The 20,218-nt window shown below is 72.9% G+C and carries 16 protein-coding genes; 9 read left to right on the forward strand and 7 right to left on the reverse strand.

What is annotated here, in order from left to right; genetic code table 11:
* Window positions 1–17: 17 nt before the first annotated feature.
* Both ASG96_RS17090 and ASG96_RS17095 read right to left on the reverse strand, forming a co-directional pair.
* Window positions 18–446, reverse strand: a complete 429-nt coding sequence (locus ASG96_RS17090) for a VOC family protein (protein WP_056751266.1) — start codon at window positions 444–446, stop codon at window positions 18–20.
* Between the two features lie 92 nt (window positions 447–538).
* The gene (locus ASG96_RS17095; protein ID WP_057588724.1) at window positions 539–1,408 is read right to left on the reverse strand and encodes a DNA-formamidopyrimidine glycosylase family protein; all 870 of its coding nucleotides are present in this window, start codon (window positions 1,406–1,408) and stop codon (window positions 539–541) included.
* An 82-nt stretch (window positions 1,409–1,490) separates the two neighbouring features.
* Between ASG96_RS17095 and ASG96_RS17100 the strand changes: the two genes are divergently transcribed.
* On the forward strand, window positions 1,491–4,457 hold the full coding sequence (locus ASG96_RS17100; RefSeq protein WP_057588725.1) for a glycosyltransferase: 2,967 nt from the start codon (window positions 1,491–1,493) through the stop codon (window positions 4,455–4,457).
* Here ASG96_RS17100 and ASG96_RS17105 read toward each other — a convergent pair.
* The gene (locus ASG96_RS17105; protein WP_057588726.1) at window positions 4,402–5,616 is read right to left on the reverse strand and encodes a hypothetical protein; all 1,215 of its coding nucleotides are present in this window, start codon (window positions 5,614–5,616) and stop codon (window positions 4,402–4,404) included. The genes ASG96_RS17100 and ASG96_RS17105 overlap by 56 nt on opposite strands.
* Before the next feature lie 12 nt (window positions 5,617–5,628).
* Entirely contained in the window at window positions 5,629–7,509 is a 1,881-nt protein-coding gene (locus ASG96_RS17110; protein ID WP_056751256.1) for a glycosyltransferase, read from the reverse strand.
* A 79-nt stretch (window positions 7,510–7,588) separates the two neighbouring features.
* Between ASG96_RS17110 and ASG96_RS17115 the strand changes: the two genes are divergently transcribed.
* Genes ASG96_RS17115 through ASG96_RS17125 form a run of 3 tightly spaced genes read left to right on the forward strand, consistent with a single transcriptional unit; the run spans window position 7,589 to window position 11,125 of the window.
* Window positions 7,589–9,424 carry a glycosyltransferase family 4 protein gene (locus ASG96_RS17115; RefSeq protein WP_235509208.1) on the forward strand — a complete coding sequence of 612 codons (1,836 nt, stop codon included), beginning with the start codon at window positions 7,589–7,591 and terminating at the stop codon, window positions 9,422–9,424.
* Window positions 9,421–10,344, forward strand: a complete 924-nt coding sequence (locus ASG96_RS17120) for an ABC transporter permease (protein ID WP_057588728.1) — start codon at window positions 9,421–9,423, stop codon at window positions 10,342–10,344. The genes ASG96_RS17115 and ASG96_RS17120 overlap by 4 nt, the downstream gene beginning before the upstream one ends.
* Window positions 10,331–11,125, forward strand: coding sequence for an ABC transporter ATP-binding protein (locus ASG96_RS17125; RefSeq protein ID WP_057588729.1), 795 nt, complete (start codon window positions 10,331–10,333; stop codon window positions 11,123–11,125). The genes ASG96_RS17120 and ASG96_RS17125 overlap by 14 nt, the downstream gene beginning before the upstream one ends.
* On the opposite strand, the gene ASG96_RS24285 is transcribed toward ASG96_RS17125, so the two are convergent.
* Window positions 11,092–11,331: a hypothetical protein gene (locus ASG96_RS24285; RefSeq protein WP_235509209.1), complete on the reverse strand. Its 240-nt coding sequence runs from the start codon at window positions 11,329–11,331 to the stop codon at window positions 11,092–11,094. The two genes, ASG96_RS17125 and ASG96_RS24285, sit on opposite strands and share 34 nt — an antisense overlap.
* Window positions 11,332–11,408: 77 nt before the next feature.
* On the opposite strand from ASG96_RS24285, the gene ASG96_RS17130 reads away from it, so the two are divergent.
* Genes ASG96_RS17130 through ASG96_RS17145 form a run of 4 tightly spaced genes read left to right on the forward strand, consistent with a single transcriptional unit; the run spans window position 11,409 to window position 16,106 of the window.
* Window positions 11,409–12,323, forward strand: coding sequence for a glycosyltransferase (locus tag ASG96_RS17130; protein ID WP_235509210.1), 915 nt, complete (start codon window positions 11,409–11,411; stop codon window positions 12,321–12,323).
* An 18-nt stretch (window positions 12,324–12,341) separates the two neighbouring features.
* A complete protein-coding gene (gene wecC / locus ASG96_RS17135; protein ID WP_056751242.1) occupies window positions 12,342–13,598 on the forward strand; it encodes a UDP-N-acetyl-D-mannosamine dehydrogenase in 1,257 nt (418 codons plus the stop codon).
* Between the two features lie 14 nt (window positions 13,599–13,612).
* Window positions 13,613–14,827, forward strand: coding sequence for a non-hydrolyzing UDP-N-acetylglucosamine 2-epimerase (gene wecB, locus ASG96_RS17140; protein ID WP_057588730.1), 1,215 nt, complete (start codon window positions 13,613–13,615; stop codon window positions 14,825–14,827).
* Window positions 14,820–16,106, forward strand: a complete 1,287-nt coding sequence (locus ASG96_RS17145) for a nucleotide sugar dehydrogenase (protein WP_057588731.1) — start codon at window positions 14,820–14,822, stop codon at window positions 16,104–16,106. Before wecB ends, ASG96_RS17145 begins: the two co-directional genes overlap by 8 nt.
* A gap of 54 nt (window positions 16,107–16,160) precedes the next feature.
* Here the strand turns inward: ASG96_RS17145 and ASG96_RS17150 are convergent, their stop codons facing one another.
* The gene (locus ASG96_RS17150) at window positions 16,161–16,943 is read right to left on the reverse strand and encodes an isocitrate lyase/phosphoenolpyruvate mutase family protein (protein ID WP_057588732.1); all 783 of its coding nucleotides are present in this window, start codon (window positions 16,941–16,943) and stop codon (window positions 16,161–16,163) included.
* Window positions 16,944–17,061: 118 nt separating this feature from the next.
* On the opposite strand from ASG96_RS17150, the gene ASG96_RS17155 reads away from it, so the two are divergent.
* A complete protein-coding gene (locus tag ASG96_RS17155) occupies window positions 17,062–17,949 on the forward strand; it encodes a hypothetical protein (protein ID WP_057588733.1) in 888 nt (295 codons plus the stop codon).
* A gap of 12 nt (window positions 17,950–17,961) precedes the next feature.
* Here ASG96_RS17155 and ASG96_RS17160 read toward each other — a convergent pair whose 3' ends face one another.
* Window positions 17,962–20,061 (reverse strand): multicopper oxidase family protein, encoded by a 2,100-nt coding sequence (locus ASG96_RS17160; RefSeq protein WP_235509211.1) that lies wholly within the window; start codon window positions 20,059–20,061, stop codon window positions 17,962–17,964.
* Window positions 20,062–20,218: the final 157 nt, after the last annotated feature.

Consider the following 20,218-nt stretch of genomic DNA (forward strand, 5'->3'; position numbering starts at 1 on the left):
ACCGGACCCGCCCGAGGTCACCCCGTCGGTGCCTCGTCGGGCTGCCCGCTGCCGATGTTGACCATCCAGCCGATGCCGAACTGGTCGGTCAGCATGCCGAACTCGTCGCCCCACGCCTGCTTCTCGAGGGGCATCATGACGGTGCCACCATCGGCGAGCTTGTCCCAGTAGCCGTGCAGCTCGTCGCTGTCGTCGCCGCTCAGGCTGACGGAGATGTTGGTGCCCGGCTGGTAGGGCATCTGCTCGGGGGTGTCGGACGCCATGATCGTGTAGCCGCTCGGCGTCTCGAGCTGTGCGTGCATGACGTTGTCGGCGCTGGGACCGTTGTCACCGAACTCGCCGAACGTCGAGACGACGAGCTCGCCGCCGAAGACGGACCTGTAGAACTCCATCGCCGCTCGGGCGTTGTCCTTGAAACCGATGTAGGGGTTGAGGCGGGATGCCATGGCCGTGCTCCTCTCGAAGTGCTGCGGTCCCAAACACCCTAGGACCGACCGCCGACACGTGGTTGCGTTCGGTGGGCACCGACGCCCACCGCTCAGGAGGAGCGTCGCGAGCGCTTCGCACCGCGGTTCGAGCCGAGGGGTGCCTGGGGCCGGCCGTCGTCGGTCGGTGCCAGGCCGCCCTGGCAGCCGGGGCAGTAGAACATCGTGCGCTCCCGCGTGGGCTCGCCGATCATCGCGACGCGCACCGTCGCGCCACAGCGTCGGCAGGGCCGGCCGCTGCGGGCGTGGACGTAGTGGGCCTCGTCGAGGCGCGGGCTGCCGGTGCTCGACTGCACGGCGCGACGGCGGCCGTTGTCGATGAGACGGTGGGCGCGGGACACGACCCGCTCGACGGTCTCGCGGCCCAGCTCGTCGGCGAGGCTCCACGGGGGCACCCGCTCGAGGAAGAGCGTCTCGGCGCACCACATCGTGCCGATGCCGGCGAGGTTGCGCTGGTCGAGCAGCGCCTGCCCGATCGGGACCCGGGCGCCGGCGACGTGGTCGACGGCGAGCACCAGGTCCCAGTCCGGGCCGAGCACGTCGGGCCCGAGGTGTCCGACGACGTCACCCTCGCGGGCGGTCGGCACGAGGTCGAGCATGCCGAGACGCAGCCCCAGTGCGGTCCAGTCCGGCGCAGCGACGAGGGCGCGCAGCTGCGGGTTGCGGCGCCACCGGGGCGACAGCCCCCGCGTCGCCTCGACGCGCCACTGGCCCTCCATGCGCAGGTGCGAGTGCAGGGTCAGCCCGCCCTCGATGCGGTGCAGCAGGTGCTTGCCGCGGCTGACCACCTCGAGCGTCGTGCGGCCGGTGAGGTCCGCGGTCGAGATGTCGGGCCAGCGCAGGTCGGACTCGACGATCTCGCGGCCGGCCAGGGCCTCGTCGAGGCGGGTGGCGGTGCGCCACACGGTGTCTCCCTCGGGCACGCCACCTCCTCGTCACCGGTCGTTCACCCCCGCGGTCGCGGCTCCGTCCAGCCTATTCACATCGTCTGACTACGTTCGCCGGGTGCGTGACCTCTCCGTCGTGGTGTCCGCCCACGGCTCCTGCGACCGGGTGGCCGCGTGCCTCGGTGCGCTGGCGGCCCAGACCCTCCCGGCCGACCGGTTCGAGGTCGTCGTCGTGGTCCACGGGGCCGGGTCGAGCGCCCGTGATGCCGTCGAGCGCGTGACGCGAGGACCGCTGGCCGGCCACGAGGTCGAGCTCGTCGACGCCGTGGCCGCATCGTCCGCGGCCACCCGCAACGTCGGCGTCGGGCTCGCGCGAGCGCCGTGGACGACGTTCGTCGACGGCACCGACACCCTCGCGCCGACCCACCTCGAGACGTTGTATGCCGCCCGCCACCCCGAGCGCATCGTCGTCGCCACCACGCCGGCGGGCGACGACGCCCCACGGCACGTCGCGCCACACCTCGCCGCCGAGAGCCTGCGGGGTCGCGGCGGGAGGCTCTACCCGACGCGGTGGCTCGCCGACACCCCGTTCGTCGGGGGGCTGTGCGGCAGCGAGGACACGGTGCTCCACGGCCACCTGCTCAGCCGGTTCGACCGCCAGTTCGCCGAGCTCGACCTGACACCCGCGCCGCTCCACACGCGCGTCGACGACCCCGGCGCACCCGTCGACGTCGACCCCGAGGCGGCCGTCCGGGCCCACCTGTCCGTCCTCACGGCCCTGACCACCGGGACCCAGGCGGACCCGGTCGACCGCAGCGCCGTGACGAACGCGCTCGTGGCCTCGGAGCTCGCCGACCTGCGACGCGTCGCCGGGCTCCACCCCGACGGCCGCGCCCACGTCGAGGGAGCCCTCCGTGACGCGGGCATCGTCGGCCTCACGTCCTTGGCGCCCAGCCACGTCGACGGGACGGCCGACGGCTTCGGCCTCTTCCTCACCCAGCCGTCCGGCGCCCGGTCGCTCGTCGTCGTCGCGGGCAGCGCGGGGTCCGTCAACGAGCACGCCCGGATGCTCGGCTTCCTCGCCCGCAGCGGGCACGGCATACGCGTCCTGCACTACCGCGGGCGGCTCAAGCAGAGCCTGCGGAAGCTCCCCGAGACCCACCGGGTGGAGGTGCTCCCCACGTCCCTCGGGTGGATCGAGTCCCGCGTCACCGCCGGTGCGCCCCGCAGCCGTCGGCTCGCGCTCCGCGCGTCGCAGGAGGGCCTGCGCCTGGGCCGTCGCGCCCTCCCCGAGCTCGTGCCCGCCCGGCTCGCGGCGCCGGCCTACGCCCGCGTCGACACGCGGGCGGCCGCGCTCCTCGCCGAGCCGGGCACGCGCGTCGTCCTCGACCGCGCCGGCTCGACCCTGCTGCGCACGTGGCGCGACGACAGCCCGGCCGTCGGCGCGCCCGAGCTCGCCGGTCTCGTGCTGCGCACGGCCGCGAGCCAGCTGCGCGGCTCGCTCGCCGACGCCCATGCCGCCCGCCGGGCGTCCCGACTGCTGCGCGACGACGCCTCACGCACCCGCGCCGGGCTCGACCCCGAGCTGTGGACCATGGTCGCCTACCGCCTGCTGCGGGCCGGCCGGCTCGAGGCGGCCGGCCAGCTGCTCGAGGACCGCGAGGCCGTCTTCGGCCCGCTCGGGCACCCGGCGCTCGCGGCCCTCCGGTCCGTGCTGACCGGGACCGACCCCGGGGCGGTCGACGTGGTCGGCGCCGCCGGCGCCACGATGCGCGAGGCCGACGAGGCCCTGGCCGACGGCGACCTCGACCGCGCCGCCTTCCTCACCACGGTGGCGCTCGACCTGCTCTTCACCCGGCGGCTGCACACGGCAGAGACCCGCTCGGCGATCGTGTCGGAGCCCGACACCTTCCTCGCTCCCCTGCGCGAGACCGAGGTCGGTCGCCTGCTCGGCCGCCGGACGACGAGCCCGACGGTCCGCCAGCCGCGACCGTCCCGGGCTCCCGGGAGCACCCGCCCGAGCGTCACCGTGCTGCCGGGCGCCTACCCGAAGTTCGCCACCGCCGTCGTCGCCGGCCTCTCCGACCACGCCGATGTCGAGGTGCTCGACCTGGCCGCCCGGCAGAAGCGCTTCGCCAACACCGGCGTCGACCCGGTGACGGTGCGCGAGCGGCTGCTCGCCGCGACAGGGCACCCGCCGGCCCTCGACCTCGCCACCGCCGAGGCGCTCTCGGCCGACGTCGTCTTCGTCGACTGGGCCGACAAGGGCCTCACCTGGGTCACGCAGGTCGTGCCGGAGGGGACCCGCGTCGTCGTCCGCCTCCACGGCGTCGACACCCTCAGCGCCTGGCTGCACACCGCCGAGTGGGACAAGGTCGACGACGTCATCTTCCCGAGCGACCACCTGCGGCGCGCGGCCGCGGCGGCGCTGGGCGGCCGTCTGGACGGCATACGCCAGCACGTCGTCGCCAACCCCGTCGACGTCGAGCGCTACGTCCGGCCCAAGTCCGAGGCCGCCCGCACGACGCTCGGCATGGTCGGCTGGGCGCAGCAGGTCAAGGACCCCCTCTGGACCCTCGACGTGCTCGCCGAGCTGCGCCGGCAGGACCCCCGCTGGCGGCTGCGCCTCATCGGCGCCGACTTCGCGGTCGACAACCCGAACCCCGTCGAGCGCGACGCCGCCCGCGCCTTCCACGCCCGGATGGCCGACCCGCTCGTCGGCGACGGCGTCGACTTCGTCGGCTACACCACGCGCCTGCCCGAGCACCTCCGCGAGGTCGGCTGGGCCGTCAGCTCGAGCCGCCGCGAGGGCTTCCACATCGGCCTCGTCGAGATGGCCGCGAGCGGCGCCGTCCCGGTCGTGCGCGACTGGCCGGTGTATGCCGGCATCGGAGGTGCGACCGGACTCTTCCCCGGCGACTGGGTGGCCACCACCCCCGCCGAGGCCGCCGAGCGCATCCTGCGGATCAGCGGCTCCGGCACGTGGGACGACGCGAGCGGACGCACCGTCGACACGGTGCGCGAGCGCTTCAGCGGGACGGACTCGGCAGAGCGGCTGCGCCGGATCGTGCTGGGAGAGCGCTGATCCGGCGGAGCACCTGCACGGCCGCACTGACGTGCTCGATCGGCGAGCGGTGGTCGAGCGGCTGCTCGTCGAGGGCACTGCCCTCCTCGACGACTCCCCAGACCCGGGTGCCGCTGCCGCGGTAGTCGCTCCACTTCGAGGGCAGGAAGGGGTTCGGCGCGCCGGGCGGGCTCACCGCGTCGTTGACGAGGAGGCAGTCCATCCGGCGTGAGAGCGCGAGGAACTCGAGGTAGCCGACGAAGGGTCCGACGCGGACGCAGTCGGCGAGACCACGGGCGACGACGACGTCGTGCAGCTCCTCCGGCTTCGAGGTGAAGACGTGGAGCACCACGCGGTCCCGGGACTCGCGCGGCAGCAGTGCCAGGGCGTCGAGCACACCCGAGACGCCTCGGTTGGCGTAGAAGTTGCCGAAGTAGCCGATGTGCCGACGGCCCGGGTCGAATTGGTGCGCAGACGGTTTCGCGTCGTAGAGGGCGGCCGGCGGCGTCGGGTGCGGCGACACGACAGCCACTCGCTCGGCCCGGGCAGCGAGCTCGCGGTCGTGGCAGCTCTCGAGCATGAAGTCGCGCTGACGGGTGTTGGTGAACATCACCGAGTCGGCGAGGGCGAAGGCCGCGACCTCGCACCACTCGAAGGCGTTGAGGCCGGTCGGCGGCCGGTAGCCGGCCGCCTCGACGGCCGACCGCAGCCGGGCCAGGGTCCGGTCGTCGTGGGCCGGGGCGGCGCGCACCTGGCCGAGGACGTCGTGCGACAGCGGGTCGGAGAACTCGGCGTCCCACCGGATGGCAGGGCGGGCCGTCTTCAGCGCGACCGCGAGGAAGTGGGACGCCGCGAACTGCGCTCTGCTGTAGACGGACTCGTACTGCCCTTGCAGCGACTCCCATCGGAGGAAGGTCTCCAGTCCGAGGTGCTGGTAGTCGACGATCGAACCCCACGAGCTGAAGGCCGTGCGCGACGGCACGGCGGCGAAGCGTCGGACGAGACCGCCGCAGAGCTGGACGAGGTCCGGGTCCTGGTGGCGGATCGAGTCCATCGCGTTGCAGATGACGTCGACGGGCTCGCCCCGGTCGTGGACCCGCTTGGCCGCGACGACGGCGGCGGTGTCGCTGTAGGGCGGGAAGCAGTAGGAGGCGACGAGGCGCCGGGCAGGTACGGGCACGTGGACCAGCTCTCAGACGGTGACGTGGACGGTGGGGTCGCCGTGGAAGGCGAGCACCCCACGGCGAGAGAGGAGCTCGACGTCCGAGATCGGCCACGTGTGGCCGTCCGGGTTCGACGCGCGCACGGACACGAAGTTGAAGCGGTCGGTCGAGTAGACGCGGCCGCCCTCGGCTCGCACCTTGTCGAGGAAGGTCGTGTCGACCCGGCGCGGCAGGTCCTCGAACCGCAGGCGTCGGGCGAGGTCGCGCTCGAGCAGCAGCGTCCCGCCCTGGACGAGGTCGACGTAGCGGTGCTCCGCGTCGGGGAAGCGCAGGAGCGTCGCCCCGGTCGCCGTGAGGTGCGCGTAGTGCGCCCACTTCCCGACGACGGCAGCATCGGTGTAGTCGAAGGCGCGGACGAGGTCGCCGAGGTAGTGCTCCGCGTAGACGTTGTCGTCGTCCATCTTCGCGACGTAGCGACCAGTGGCCGCGTCGACGCCGGCGTTCATGCACGCGCCGAGGGTGTCGGTCGAGGGGCGCGACACGACGACGACGCGTGCCGGGTCGAGACCCGCCGACTCGGCCCGACGCCGCACGTCGTCCCGCCCCACCTCGAAGCCGTGGGTCACGAGGACGAGCTCGACGTCCTGGTGGGCTTGTGCCGCAAGGAAACCCAGCACGTGGTCGACCTGCCCGGGACGCATCGTCGGGACCACCGCGGAGATGCCGAGGTCTCGCGCCGGCGTCTCGAGCCCGACGGCCGCGAGCACGCTGTCGACGCGGTGGCCGTAGGTGTGGGCGTCGAGCACCCGGCGGTGGGCCCGGAGGCCGATCCGGTCGCGGTAGTCCTCGTGCTGGAGCAGCGCCCGCAGCTCACGCGTCGTCTCCTCGGCCCCGTGCGTCACCCGGACCGTGTCGCCGAAGAAGGGGTCGATCGACGCCGCCGGCCCGGACAGCACGGGCGTCTGCGCGGCCGAGAGCTCGAAGAGGCGTCGGGCACACATCGTCGGCGACTCGGTGACCGAGTTGACGTTGAGGAAGACCTTGTAGGCCGTGTAGGCGCCGAGCATCCGACGGTACGGCAGGCTCCCGACGAGCGCGGCGGCATACGCCCTCGGGAACTGGTAGCGCGGGTCACGCCCGGCCAGGCGCGAGAAGACCTCGAGCCCGAGCGGCAGCGCCGGCTCGAGGACGTAGGCCATCTGCGCGCGGCGCTCGTCGTGCTTGTCGGCGAAGTAGCTGCCGGCGAAGGCGACCTCGCGGCTGCGGCCGGCTCCCTGACGCACAGGCGTGTGGATGCGAGGCTGGGCACCGAAGGGCAGCAAGCCGATCCGCGTGTGACCGAGGTCCCGCTCGTAGTCGGGGATGCGCCCCGCGTCGACGGTGAACACGTGGTCGAAGAGCCGCGCCGTCTCGACGAAGAGGTCGTAGTTGGGCGGGTCCTCCTTGTTCCAGAAGACCGTGGGCACTCCGGTCGCGCGGCAGTGCTCGACGAGGTCGCGCAGCGCCTGGGACGGGCCGCCGTCCGTCGTCATCGCAAGGCGCCACGTGCCGCCGTTGCCGTTCCACGCCGACTCGACGAAGAGGACGTCGACGGGCCTGGCGGTGAGCTGGTCGCGCCAGTCCTGTGGCGTGACGCAGACCTGGACCCACTCGTAGCCGAGGGCGAGCCGCGAGAAGTCGTCGAGGACCACGGCCGCGACGACGTCCGGGCGCGCCACCGGTCCGCTCGGGACCTCGGGCTGCGGCAGGTCGACGCGTAGCCGGGCCGAGCGCACGCGCGGCAGGCGACGCTCGACCTCCTTGCGCACCTTGCGCGGAAGAGCTTCGCGCGCTTGGGGATCCCGCGCCGCCCGCACTGCCGCGGTCCGTGCCCGGTCGAGGTCAGACAGCAACCGCTGCCGCGTGTTCACCACAAACTTCTCTCTCTGTTCGACTGACGTTCCGCCCGGGCCGGTCCGCCGTTGGGAGTGGGACTGCAACGTTCGGTGCGTGACCTCCAGACTCGGCGCCAGTGTGGCATCCGCTCTTGGCGCCCCCGGTCCACGCGATGCAACGGGGAGCCGAACACTTGGTGACGTCCCGACCACGACGGCGCTGCTCGTCGCGAACCTCCCCGTCGCCGCGTGCGTGGCCCGCGCCCACCTCGCCCGCAACCCGTGGCAGGCGGTCTGGGTCGGCGCCCGTGTGCTGCCCGCCGGAGCGCGGCGCGAGCTGAGCCGACGCAGTCGGGGACCGCTCTCGGTCATCGCGGCAGCCGCCTCCGGACAGCGCGACCTGGCGCGGCGTCGTCTCACGGACGAGCTGCGGGGTGCCGGTCCACGACGGGCGCAGCGCCTCCTCGCTGCTGCCGCCGCGACGGGCCAGCTGGCCGGGATCGACCGTGGCGCAGCCGTCGTCGCAGCCGTGCCCCGGGGGTCGTCCGCCGCGTACCTCGCGCACGCCGCCGGTGACGTCAGCGGTGCGCAGCGTGCCCTCGAGGGGCTGCGCAACCCCGCGGCCCGAGCGCACCGCCGCTGGCTCGTCGGCGAGCGCTCCGTCCTGACCGGTGAGGCCCTGGCCGTCCTCGCGGCCGACGCCATCGGCCCGCGCCCGACGCGGGAGGCGGCCGGCCACAGCCGCGTCGTCCACGTCGTCACGAACGCGCTGCCCGAGGTGCAGGCCGGCTACACGGTGCGCACCCAGGGACTCGTCGAGGGCCAGCGCGCCGCCGGGATCGAGGCGCACGTGTGCACGCCCCCCGGCTTCCCCGTCGCCCAGGGTCACCTGGGGGCAGCCCCGTTCACGACGCTCGCGGGCGTGCCCTACCACCGCGACCTCGGTGCCGGACGCCGCCTCGACCTGCCCGACCGCCACCTGCAGGCGTATGCCGCCACGGTCGCCGCGCTCGGCCGTTCCGTGGGTGCCGACGTCCTCCACGCGCACTCCAGGCACGTCAACGCCCAGGCCGCCCTGCTCGCGGGTCGGCGCCTCGGGGTACCCGTCGTCTACGAGGCGCGCGGCTTCCTCGAGGAGACCTGGCGCACGCGCGGCGGCGACGCCGACAGCGACTTCTACCGCTGGACCCGCGAGACGGAGACCCGCTGCCTCTCCCTCGCCGACGCCGTCGTGACCCTGTCTCGCAGCATGCGCGACGACGTCGTCGCCCGGGGCGTCGACGCCTCGCGGGTCCACGTCATCGGCAACTGTGTGCCCGACGCCCTTCTCACCGAGGCCGTCGACGGCGGCCCCGTGCGCGAGGCGCTCGGCATCGGACCCGACGACGTCGTCGTGGGCACCGTGTCGACGCTCAACGCGTACGAGGGCATCGACGTGCTCCTCGACGCGGGCGCACTCCTCGACGACGCACGGCTCGTCGTCCTCGTCGTGGGTGACGGACCGGCCCGCGACCGACTGACCCGACAGGCCGCCGAGCTGCGCCGGTCCGGCACGAGGACGCGCTTCGTGCTCACCGGACGCGTGCCGCACAGCCGCACCCGCGAGCACCACGAGGCCATCGACGTCTTCTGCCTCCCGCGCCGGGCCACCCCGGTCACGCGGCTCGTGCCGCCGCTCAAGCCCGTCGAGGCGATGGCACTCGGGCGCCCCGTCGTGGTGACCGACCTCCCGCCCCTGCGCGAGATCGTCGGGCCCGACCGCGGCGTCGTCGTCCCGGAGGCCGACCCGGAGCTGCTCGCCCAGGCCGTGCGCGAGCTCGTCTCCGACCCGGACCGGCGTAGTCGGCTCGGGGCCCGGGGACGCGACCACGTCGCGAGCGAGCGGACGTGGTCGGTGGCCGCGGCGGCATACGGACAGGTCTACGAGCAGGTGCAGGCGGTGGCGGCATGACGATCGGGAGCAGCAGCGTGGTGGAGAGCGTCGAGGCGCCGGAGGCACGGACCGAGCCGGCGCGGCTCACCGCCGAGGAGGCGGCCGCCCTCGCGCGGGGTGCCGGCCTCGAGGAGCTCGGCGTGCGACCCGGTCTCGTCGGCTACGCCCGCGAGGTGTGGGGCTACCGCCACCTCGTCTGGCACCTGTCGTCGGCGCAGGCCTGGGCGACGAACCAGAACAACCACCTCGGCCAGCTCTGGGCGGTGCTCAACCCGCTGCTCCTCGTCGGGTCGTACTACCTGATCTTCGGCCTGCTGCTCAAGACGCGCGGCGGGACGTCGAACTACATCGCGTTCCTCACCATCGGCATCTTCGTCTTCGGCTACTCCGCGAGCGCCATCATCGCCGGCTCGCGGGCCGTCGTCGGGCAGATCGGGCTCGTGCGCGCATTGCGCTTCCCCCGGGCCGTCCTGCCCATCTCGGTGACGCTGACGCAGTTCCTCGTCAACGTCCCGGCGTTCGCCGTGCTCATGGTCATGATCCCCCTGACGGGAGAGCCGTTCTCGCCGCATTGGCTGCTGTTCCCCGTCGCGCTCGTGTTCCAGAGCCTCATCAACCTGGGCCTCGCCTTCTACCTCGCCCGCGTCGTCAACACGGCCCGCGACTCGGCCAACCTCGTGCCCGTCGGCGTGCGGCTCGCCCGCTACGTCTCGGGCGTCTTCTTCTCGATCCCGCACTACGCCGGCTACGGGCTCGTCAGCGCCCTGCTGCTCTACCAGCCGCTCGCGGTCAGCATGACGACCGCGCGCGAGGCCCTGATGGACCAGTACCCCCTGACGTGGGGCAGCTGGGTCGCGGCCGCGGCCTGGGGAGTCGGGCTCAGCATCACCGGGATCGTCTTCTTCTGGCGCGGGGAGGGTCGCTATGGAAGCAACTGAGGCAGGGGCAACCGCACGTCCGAGCGTCGTCTGCTCGGGGCTCGACATCGTCTACACGGTGTTCGGCGCCAAGCAGAAGGGCACCGGCACGGGCGGCGAGCTGCCCTTCGTCGAGCGGCTGCTGACGAAGCGCAACCCGGTCAGCTCGGTGCGCAAGGTGCACGCCGTCAAGGACGTCTCGTTCGTCGTCGACCACGGCGAGGCCGTCGGCATCATCGGTCGCAACGGATCGGGCAAGAGCACGCTGCTGCGCGCCATCGCCGGGCTCATGCCCCCGACGAACGGACGCGTCTGGGCGTCCGGGCGACCGTCGCTCCTCGGGGTCAACGCCGTCCTGCTCACGGGCCTGACCGGCGCGAAGAACGTCATGATCGGCGGTCTCGCGCTCGGCCTGACGCCGCGCCAGGTGCGCGAGCGCTACGACGACATCGTCGACTTCAGCGGCATCGGTGACTTCGTCAACCTGCCGATGAGCGCCTACTCCTCCGGGATGGGCGCGCGGCTGCGCTTCGCGATCTCGACGGCGGCGGCCCCCGACATCCTCATGATCGACGAGGCCCTGGCCACGGGCGACGCCGAGTTCCAGGCGCGCAGCCGCGACCGGATCGCCGAGATCCGGCGCGACGCGAGCACCGTCTTCCTCGTCAGCCACAGCAACGCCGCGATCCGCGAGTCGTGCGACCGCGTGCTGTGGATGGAGCAGGGCCGTCTCGTCATGGACGGGCCGACCGACGAGGTCGTGCGCGCCTACGAGCAGTCCCACCGGAAGGCTCCCGCGTGAGCCCTCACCCCGCACCCCGACGCGACGGGGCCCTGCGCGCGCTCGTCGTCACGGTCGTGCACCACCCCGAGGACGCTCGCATCCGGCACCGCGAGATCGGCGCCCTCCTCGACGCGGGGGTGCAGGTCACGTATGCCGCCCCCTTCGTCGCGCACGGCCTCGACCTCCCCGACGTGGCCGGCCTGCGCCCCGTCGACCTCCCGCACGCCAGCGGACGCTCCCGCGGCGGGCCTTCCGGGCAGCCCGGCGGCTGCTCGCCCACGAGGCCCGCGACCACGACGTCGTGCTCGTCCACGACCCCGAGATCGTCGCTGCCGCAGCGGGTCTGCGTCTGGACAACCTCGTCTGGGACGTCCACGAGGACACCGCCGCCGCCATCGAGGCCAAGCCCTGGGTGCCGGCGCGGGCCCGGGCCCCTCTCGCCCGCGCGGCCCGCGCCATCGAGCGGCACGCGGAGCGTCGGCACGAGCTGATCCTCGCGGAGTACGCGTACGCCGACCGCTTCGAGCGGGAGCACGTCGTCGTGCCCAACACGGTGCGCGTCCCGGCCACGGCGGCTGCGCCCGGGGGGTCGCGAGCGGTCTACCTCGGCTCGCTGACGATGGCCCGCGGCGCGGCGACCCTGCTGCAGACAGGAAGACTGCTCACCGTCGCCACCCGGGGCGACGTCAAGGTCGAGATCATCGGCGGGGCCCGCGACACCCGCACCGCCGACACCCTCGACTGGGGCGTCAAGTGCGGTCACGTCGTGCACCACGGCTTCGTGCCGAGCGCCCGCGCCCTGCCGATGCTCGACGGCGCGCTCGCCGGGCTCTCGCTGCTCGAGGACCGGCCCAACTACCGGCACTCGATGCCGACCAAGGTCATCGAGTACATGGCCCACGGCCTGCCCGTCATCACGACTCCGCTGCCGCTCGCCGCCGACCTCGTCGAGCGGTCCGGCTGCGGGGTCGTCGTGCCCTTCGACGATGCCGAGGCCACTGCAGCCGCGCTCATCGAGCTGGCCCGCGACCCCGAGCGACGCGCGGCCCTGGGACGGGCCGGGCACGCGTACGCCCGCGAGCACCACGACTGGAACGTCATCGGCCGCGACTTCGTGCGCCACGTCACCGACCTCGCCCAGCGCCACCGCGGCGCGCACGAGCCTGCCCTGCGACCCAGCACCTACGCACACCCCGCCACCCACCAGCAGCACTGACAGCACAGGAGATCCACCATGTTCGAGGACGGAATCGCCGTCATCGGCCTCGGCTACATCGGCCTGCCCACCTGCGCCGCCCTCACCCGCCACGGCCTCCGGGTCACCGGCGTCGACGTCAACGAGCGCACCGTCTCGGAGATCAATGCCGGCCGCGTCCCGATCGTCGAGCCGAACCTCGACGTCGCCATCGCCGCGGCGGTGGGCGACGGCCTGCTGACGGCGACGACGACGATGCCGCACGCCTCCGTCTACCTCATCGCCGTGCCCACGCCGTTCACCGGCGACCACGAGCCGGACCTGCGGCACGTGCGCTCGGCGACCGAGGCCATCGCGCCGATGCTGCGCGGCGGCGAGGTCGTCATCCTGGAGTCGACGTCGCCGCCGGGGACGACCGAGCTGATCTCCGAGTGGATCTCGGACCTGCGACCCGACCTCAAGCTCCCCCACATGGGTGGGATCTCCGACGTCCACCTCGCGCACTGCCCCGAGCGGGTGCTGCCCGGCCGGATCATGGTCGAGATCTTCTCCAACGACCGCGTCGTCGGTGGCCTGTCGCCCGAGTGCGCGCTGCGTGCCGCCGAGGTCTACCGGCTCTTCGTCACCGGCGAGATCATCCTCACCGACGCGAAGTCGGCCGAGATGTCCAAGCTGACGGAGAACGCCTTCCGCGACGTCAACATCGCCTTCGCCAACGAGCTCGCCGAGATCTGCGAGCACATCGGCCTCGACGTGTGGGAGGTCATCTCGATGGCCAACCACCACCCGCGTGTCAACATCCTCCAGCCCGGCCCCGGCGTCGGCGGCCACTGCATCGCCGTCGACCCGTGGTTCATCGTCTCGGCCGCGCCCGAGCAGGCGCGGATCATCCGGGCCGCCCGCGAGACCAACGACGCCCGACCGCGCACCGTCGTGAGGAAGGTGGCCGACGCGCTGGCGGCCTCCGGTCGCGCGGACGACGGCGGCACCGTCGCGTGCCTCGGTCTCGCCTTCAAGGCCGACATCGACGACCTGCGCGAGTCGCCCGCCCTCCTGATCACCGAGACCCTCGCGACCGAGCGGCCCGGCACCCGGGTGCTCGCCGTCGAGCCGCACGTCGACGCACTGCCCGCGTCCCTCGCCGCGCTGCCGAACGTCGAGCTCGCCGCGACCGGGCAGGCCATCGCCGAGGCCGACGTCGTCGTCCTGCTCGTCGACCACGCGGCCTTCCGGTCCGTCAGCCTCGGCGACCTGCGCGGCCGGGAGCTCGTCGACACCCGCGGCCTCTGGCGCTGAAGGAGACCGAGACCATGAGCCCTGCACCCCACCGCGTCATGACCGTCTACGGCACGCGACCCGAGGCGATCAAGATGGCGCCCCTCGTCGCCGCCCTCGAGGCCGACGACCGGATCGAGCCGGTCGTCGCCGTCACCGGGCAGCACCGCGAGATGCTCGACCAGGTCAACGCCCTCTTCGGGATCCGCCCGGCGCACGACCTCGACCTCATGGCGCCCGGCGCGACCCTGGCCGAGATCACGGCCCGCACGGTGCTGGCCACCTCGGCGCTGCTGCGCGAGACCCGTCCCGACGTCGTCGTCGTCCAGGGCGACACGACGACAGTCCTCGCGACGGGCCTGGCCGCGTTCTACGAGCACATCCCCGTCGTGCACCTCGAGGCCGGCCTGCGCACGGGTGACGTCCGGTCGCCCTTCCCCGAGGAGGCGAACCGTAGGCTCACCGCGCCCCTCGCCGACCTGCACCTCGCACCCACGGCGACGTCCAAGGCCAACCTCGTCCGCGAGTCGATCGACGGGTCGCGGGTCCCGGTCACCGGCAACACCGTCATCGACGCCCTGCAGTGGACGACCGCGCAGCCGGTCGAGTTCGACGACCCGCGCGTCGCCGAGGCGGTCGACCACGCGGCGAGCGGCCGGGACCTGCTCCTCGTCACGTCGCACCGTCGCGAGTCGTGGGGGCAGCGCATGGTCGAGACGATGACCGCGATCCGCGACCTGGCCCGCGACCGCGCCGACCTGCAGGTCCTCCTGCCGATGCACCGCAACCCGATCGTCCGCGACGTCATCGAGCCGCTGCTCGGGTCGCTCGACAACGTGCTGCTCACCGAGCCGCTCGACTACCACCAGTTCGCGCACGCGCTCGCCGGGGCGACCGTCGTGCTCACCGACTCGGGCGGCGTGCAGGAGGAGGCTCCGAGCCTCGGCAAACCCGTGCTCGTCATGCGCGACACCACCGAGCGTCCCGAGGCCGTCGAGGCCGGGACAGTCCGCCTCGTCGGCACCGACGGCGCCACGATCCGCGCCGCCGTCGAGGAGCTGCTCGACGACGTCGAGGCCTACTCCGCCATGGCCAATGCCGTGAACCCCTACGGCGACGGGCGTGCCGCGGAGCGGTCGGTCGCGGCCATCGCCGAGCTGCTCGGCCTCGGGCACCGCGCTCCCGACTTCGACCCGAGCGACGCCGCCGAGGCGTCGTCCGACAGCTCCGCCGAGCTGCTTCGTGTCTGAGCGTCGGCGCCACGACGTCGTCGTCGTCGGCCTCGGCTACGTCGGCCTGCCGCTCGCACAGGCTGCCGTCGGCGCGGGGCTGTCCGTCGCCGGGCTCGACGCGAGCGCGTCCGTCGTGGCCTCGCTCGCCGGCGGGCGGTCGCACGTCGACGACCTGTCCGACGAGGACGTCACGAAGATGGTGTGCGCCGGCTTCGAGCCGACGACCGACCCCTCCTGCCTCGCCGACACCTCCGTGGTCGTCGTCTGCGTGCCCACGCCGCTGGGCTCCGAGGGCGGTCCCGACCTCTCGGCCGTGCGGTCGGCCATGACGGAGCTCGCGCACCACCTGGCCCCGGGGACCCTCGTCGTCCTCGAGTCGACGACCTACCCCGGCACGACCGACGAGGTGGTGCGCCCGATCCTCGAGTCCGGCGGCCTGCGGGCCGGCGTGGACTTCCCCCTCGCGTTCTCGCCCGAGCGCGTCGACCCCGGCAACACGGCATACGGCATCAGCAACACGCCGAAGGTCGTCGGCGGGCACACGCCCGCGTGCACCGACGCCGCCGTGGCCTTCTACTCGCTCTTCGTCGACACCGTCGTGCCGACCCGGGGCACGCGCGAGGCCGAGACGGCCAAGCTGCTCGAGAACACCTACCGCCACATCAACATCGCCCTCGTCAACGAGATGGCCCGCTTCTGCCACGACCTCGACATCGACCTCTGGGAGGTCATCGCGGCGGCGAGGACGAAACCCTTCGGCTTCCAGGCCTTCTACCCGGGTCCGGGCGTCGGCGGGCACTGCATCCCGATCGACCCGAACTACCTGTCGCACAACGTCCGCACCCGGCTGGGCTACCCGTTCCGCTTCGTCGAGCTCGCGCAGGAGATCAACGCCTCGATGCCCGCCTACGTCGCGCGTCGCGTTCAGGACGCGCTCAACGGCGACGGCACGGCCCTACGCGGGGCCCGGGTGCTGCTGCTCGGGGTGACGTACAAGGCCGACATCGCCGACCAGCGCGAGTCGCCCGCCGTCCCGGTCGCCCGGCGGCTCCTCGAGCAGGGCGCGGCGCTGTCGTTCCACGACCCACTCATCGCGCACTGGGACGAGCTGGGCTCCGAGCTCGGTGACGCCGCGACGTCGGTGGGCGACCTCGAGGCGGCCGTCGCCGACGCCGACGTCGTCGTGCTGCTGCAGCACCACCGCGACTACGACGTCGACGCGCTCGCGGCGCGCTCGCGACGCTTCCTCGACACCCGTGGCGTCGTCACCCCAACCGCTCGCGCCGAGCGCCTCTGACGCGTCCGCGCTTCTCGCGCAGTGGTCGCCGACACGGAGAAGTGCTGAGGCGGCTCAGTTGAGCTTGCGGGTGCCCTCGGGCAGGCCGCCGCCGGCGTAGACGTCCTCGGCGAGCGCGGCGAGCGCGGTGAGTGCCACGTTCTGGCTCCACGGGCCGTAGGACACCCGAGCGACGCCCAGGCGCTGGAGGGTGGCGAGGTCGAGCGAGCCGGGGACGCCGATGACGTTGACCTTCTGCGGCCCCAGCTCCTCGACGAGCCGGCTCACCGTCGGCTCGTCGAGCATGCCCGGGACGAAGAAGGTCGACGCGCCGGCGTCGAGGAAGGCGCGGCCCCTCTCGACCGCCTCGGCGAGGACGTCCGCGGGGTTGCGGTCGCCGGCCTTGACGAAGGCGTCGGTGCGGGCGTTGAGGACGAACGGGATGCCCGCCCGCTCACCGGCGGCGACCGCTGCCTCGACGGCTCGTACAGCATCCGGCAGCGGCTTCATCTGGTCCTCGAGGTTGGCGCCGACGATCCCGACATCGATGGCCCTCGCCACCGTCTCACCCGCGTCTCCGTAGCCCGCCTCGAGGTCGGCCGTCACGGGCAGGTCGACGGCTGCGGCGATGCGCCCGACCGCCTCGATCATGAGGTCGCGCGGGATCTGCTCGCCGTCGGGATAGCCGTAGGCGGCTGCGATCGAGTGACTCGCCGTGGCCAGGGCCTTCGTGCCGGGGGTGTCGGCGACGACGCGGGCGGTGATGACGTCCCAGACGTTGACGACGAGCAGCAGCTCGGGGTCGCGGTGCAGGCGCTGGAGCTCGTGGGCCTTGGCGGCGGTGGCGGCGGTGTCCATCTCCGGTTCCTCTCGGTCGGCGCATCGACGACGGGCTGGGCGGGAGTCCATCCTCGTCGGCAGACGTACCCGGGCGCCAGGGCGCCATGACCCCCGCCGTCGCAGCTAGCATCGCGACGTGATCGGGTCGTATGCCGCTGCCGGTGCCTGGGGGGCCCGCAACGGTCCGGCGTTCATCCGGCGGATGCTCGACCGGGAGCGCGCCGGCACCTACGTGCTGCTCCTCCTCGCCGAGCTCGCCGTCCTCGCGGCCGCCGCCGGCGTGCTCGTGGGCCTGCTCGTCGTCAGCGTGGACGAGCCGCTCTGGCTGCGCGCGCTCGGGGTCGGCACCTTCGCGATGGCGACCTGTGGGGCGGCCGTGTGGGTCCTCGAGGCGGTCACCCGGTGGTGGTGGAGCCGCCGCCGACCGGGCCGCCTCGTGGTCTCACCCGCACCGTCCGGGGCCGTGTCCACCGCGGTCCTCCGCTCGCGGGCGTCGTTCGCCACGCCACTGTCGAACGCGGTCCTCGTCGTGGCTTGGTGCGTCTTCATGGTCGTGCTCACCGCGCCGGCCCCCTGGGCGGCCACGGTCTTCGGCCTGGTCACCCTCGCTACCTGCGCCCGGCTGGCGCCGTTCGTCCTGGGTCGCGCCGCGGCGGGCGGGGTCTACCTGACGCCCTCGGCCATCGAGCTGCGCTGGGGCGTGCGCTCGGCGAGCGTCCCGTGGGAGTCCATGACGGGCCGCCCCGACGACCTCGCGCACGGCCTTGCCGGCGCCACCGACGCCTCGGCGGCCCGGACCTTCCCCGTCGACGTGCCCCTCGACGTCACGGACCAGCCGACACCCGGACGGGTCGCGGTCCCCGTCGCCTACCTGTGGCTGCGCGCCGACGAGCTCGCCGAGCTCATCGGGTGGTATGCCGCCCAGCCGGCTCTGCGCGCACGGCTGGGCACGCAGGAGTCCCTCGCGTGGCGCCCGACCACGCCGAGCGCCGTGACGATGGCCGACGGCGACACCTTCGACTGAGCCGCGGGCCCCTCACGCCGTGGGCTGCCCCTGCTGCACCGGCCCGATCCGGTAGGGCCGCATCATCTCGTTGTCCTCGTGCTCGACGATGTGGCAGTGCCAGACGAACTGCCCCGGGTTGTTGAACCTCGCCTTGATGCGGGTCACCTCGCCCGGGTAGGCGATGACCGTGTCCTTGAAGCCGCTCTCCCACGGCTCAGGCGATCGCGGTTCGCCCTCGAGCCGGGACGGGGGCTCGGTCTCGCCATCCTCGTTCGTCACCAGGGCCTGCCTGTTGATCACCTCGAACGTGGTCTCGTGGACGTGCATCGGGTGGGCGTCGGCGGTGAAGTTGTGGAACTCCCAGATCTCGGTGTCGCCGACCGTCGGGTTCTCGCTGACCGGTTCCTCCCACATCTTGTGGACCGGCATGCCGTCCTCGTCCAGGAAGCCCAACATCGCCTCGGCCGGCCCGTCCCAGTACGTCGATGCGATCTCGATGAGGGCCAGGGGGCGCGTGTTGGTCGCGGCGGGCAGCGGAGTGATCGGCGGCAGGACCAGGAACTGCGGCGGGGTCGTCGGGTCCGGCGCCACCGCCGGAACGACCCGGAGCTGCAGGACCTGCCCGGTCGTGGCCGGGTCGGCCTCGTCGAAGTCCTCGTCGGGCTCGCCGCCGCCGAACGGTTCATCCGGTCCCACATTCCGCAGGACGTGGTTCCCCAGAGGGACGTTCGTGAAGTCGACGATCAGGTCGGCGCGCTCAGCGAGCCCCATGAGGAGCCGGTTGCCGTTGGCCGCGGTCAGGTTCACGGGTGCGGCCAGGAAGCCGCCCTCGTTGCCGATGGCCCAGACCTGCACGCCCGGGATGGCAGCGAAGTCGAGGATCAGGAAGCGGGACTGGCAGCCGTTGAGGAAGCGGAGCCGGTAGCGGCGTCGCTCGACGACCTGGAAGGGCCACGTGCTGCCGTTGACCATGATCATGTTGCCGAAGAACTCGGGGTTCCAGATCGGCGAGAGGTCGGTCTGGGGCACGAAACCCGGGTCCTCGGCCGTGGCGCCGTCGAAGAACTCGCGGCTGTCGGGGTAGAACAAGGATCCGTCCTCGTTGAACGCTCGGTCCTGGACCGCGATCGGGATCTCGTAGTAGGTCTTGTTGGGGGGGAACTTGTCTCCCTCGATGGGCGCGGGACCGGGCAGCAGGGCAGTGGCGCCGGAGCGACTGTCGAGGATGGCCTTGTCGCCCTGCGGACCCCCTCTCACGAGGAAGAAGCCGGCCGGTCCTGCGTAGACATTGAGGCGGGTCATGCCGAGCGTGTGGTCGTGGTACCAGAGCGTCGACTCCCGCTGGTCGTTCGGGTACTGGAAGACGGCGAACCCGGGACCCCAGGTGGCGGCGTATCTCGACGATGCCTTGCTCGCGAAGAAGTCGTACCAGGTGCCTTCGGTCGCGTAGCCCGCGGGAACATTGTTCGCCGCCGGCAGGAACCACGCCTCGGGATAGCCGTCGCTCTCGTCACCGACGCCGACCGCGCCGTGGAGGTGCGTCACCATGGGCACGGGGCCGGTGTACGGCCCCGGCGGGTCCGAGAAGGTCGGCCGCGTGTCGCGACCGTCGTCGCCACCGGGCGGGTTGGCCCAGTGCAGGGTGGGGTCGACCGGCAGCAGGTGCGGCAGGTATCTCCCGTTCGTGTCCACGAGGTCGTTGACCCACTTGACGCGCACCGGACGGTCCCACCTGGACTCGATCGTGAGCGACGGAGCGTGGTGGATCAACAGCCCCCTCTTGCTCGCCGACGTCACGGCGCCGTAGCCCCAGACGGTGGTGGCGGGCAGACCAGCGGGCAGGATCTGCTGCGAGAGCTGCTTCACCGAGATCTCGTAGTAGTCCGCCGGCTTGCCTCCCGGCAGCTTGAGCGTCCCCGCGCGCGGCATGACGGGCGGTATGAGCAGCGGCGTCACGAACTTCGGGACGGCCGTGGGATCCAGCGTCCCGCCCGGAACCGCTGCGACGGCACGTGGCGTGCCGCCCGGCGTATGGACGTACAGCACGAAGCCCGCGCCCGCCACACCCGCTGCCCTGATGAACGTCCGCCGGCTCAGCTGCAGTCGGCCCATGTCCTTCGGATCCATCATCGTGCTCACCATCCAGTTCGACGAAACTGGTCAATGGCGTGTCCCCGCTCGCGCTCGGCGACCGTCGGGGACTCCCTGTCCCCTTCCCGCCAGCGTCGCACCGGAAGGGCTGTCGAACCGGCGAATCGGCAGGATGCTGGGGGCAGCATGACTCAAC

The sequence above is a fragment of the Terrabacter sp. Soil810 genome (genome assembly GCF_001429645.1).
GTDB lineage: Bacteria > Actinomycetota > Actinomycetes > Actinomycetales > Dermatophilaceae > Terrabacter.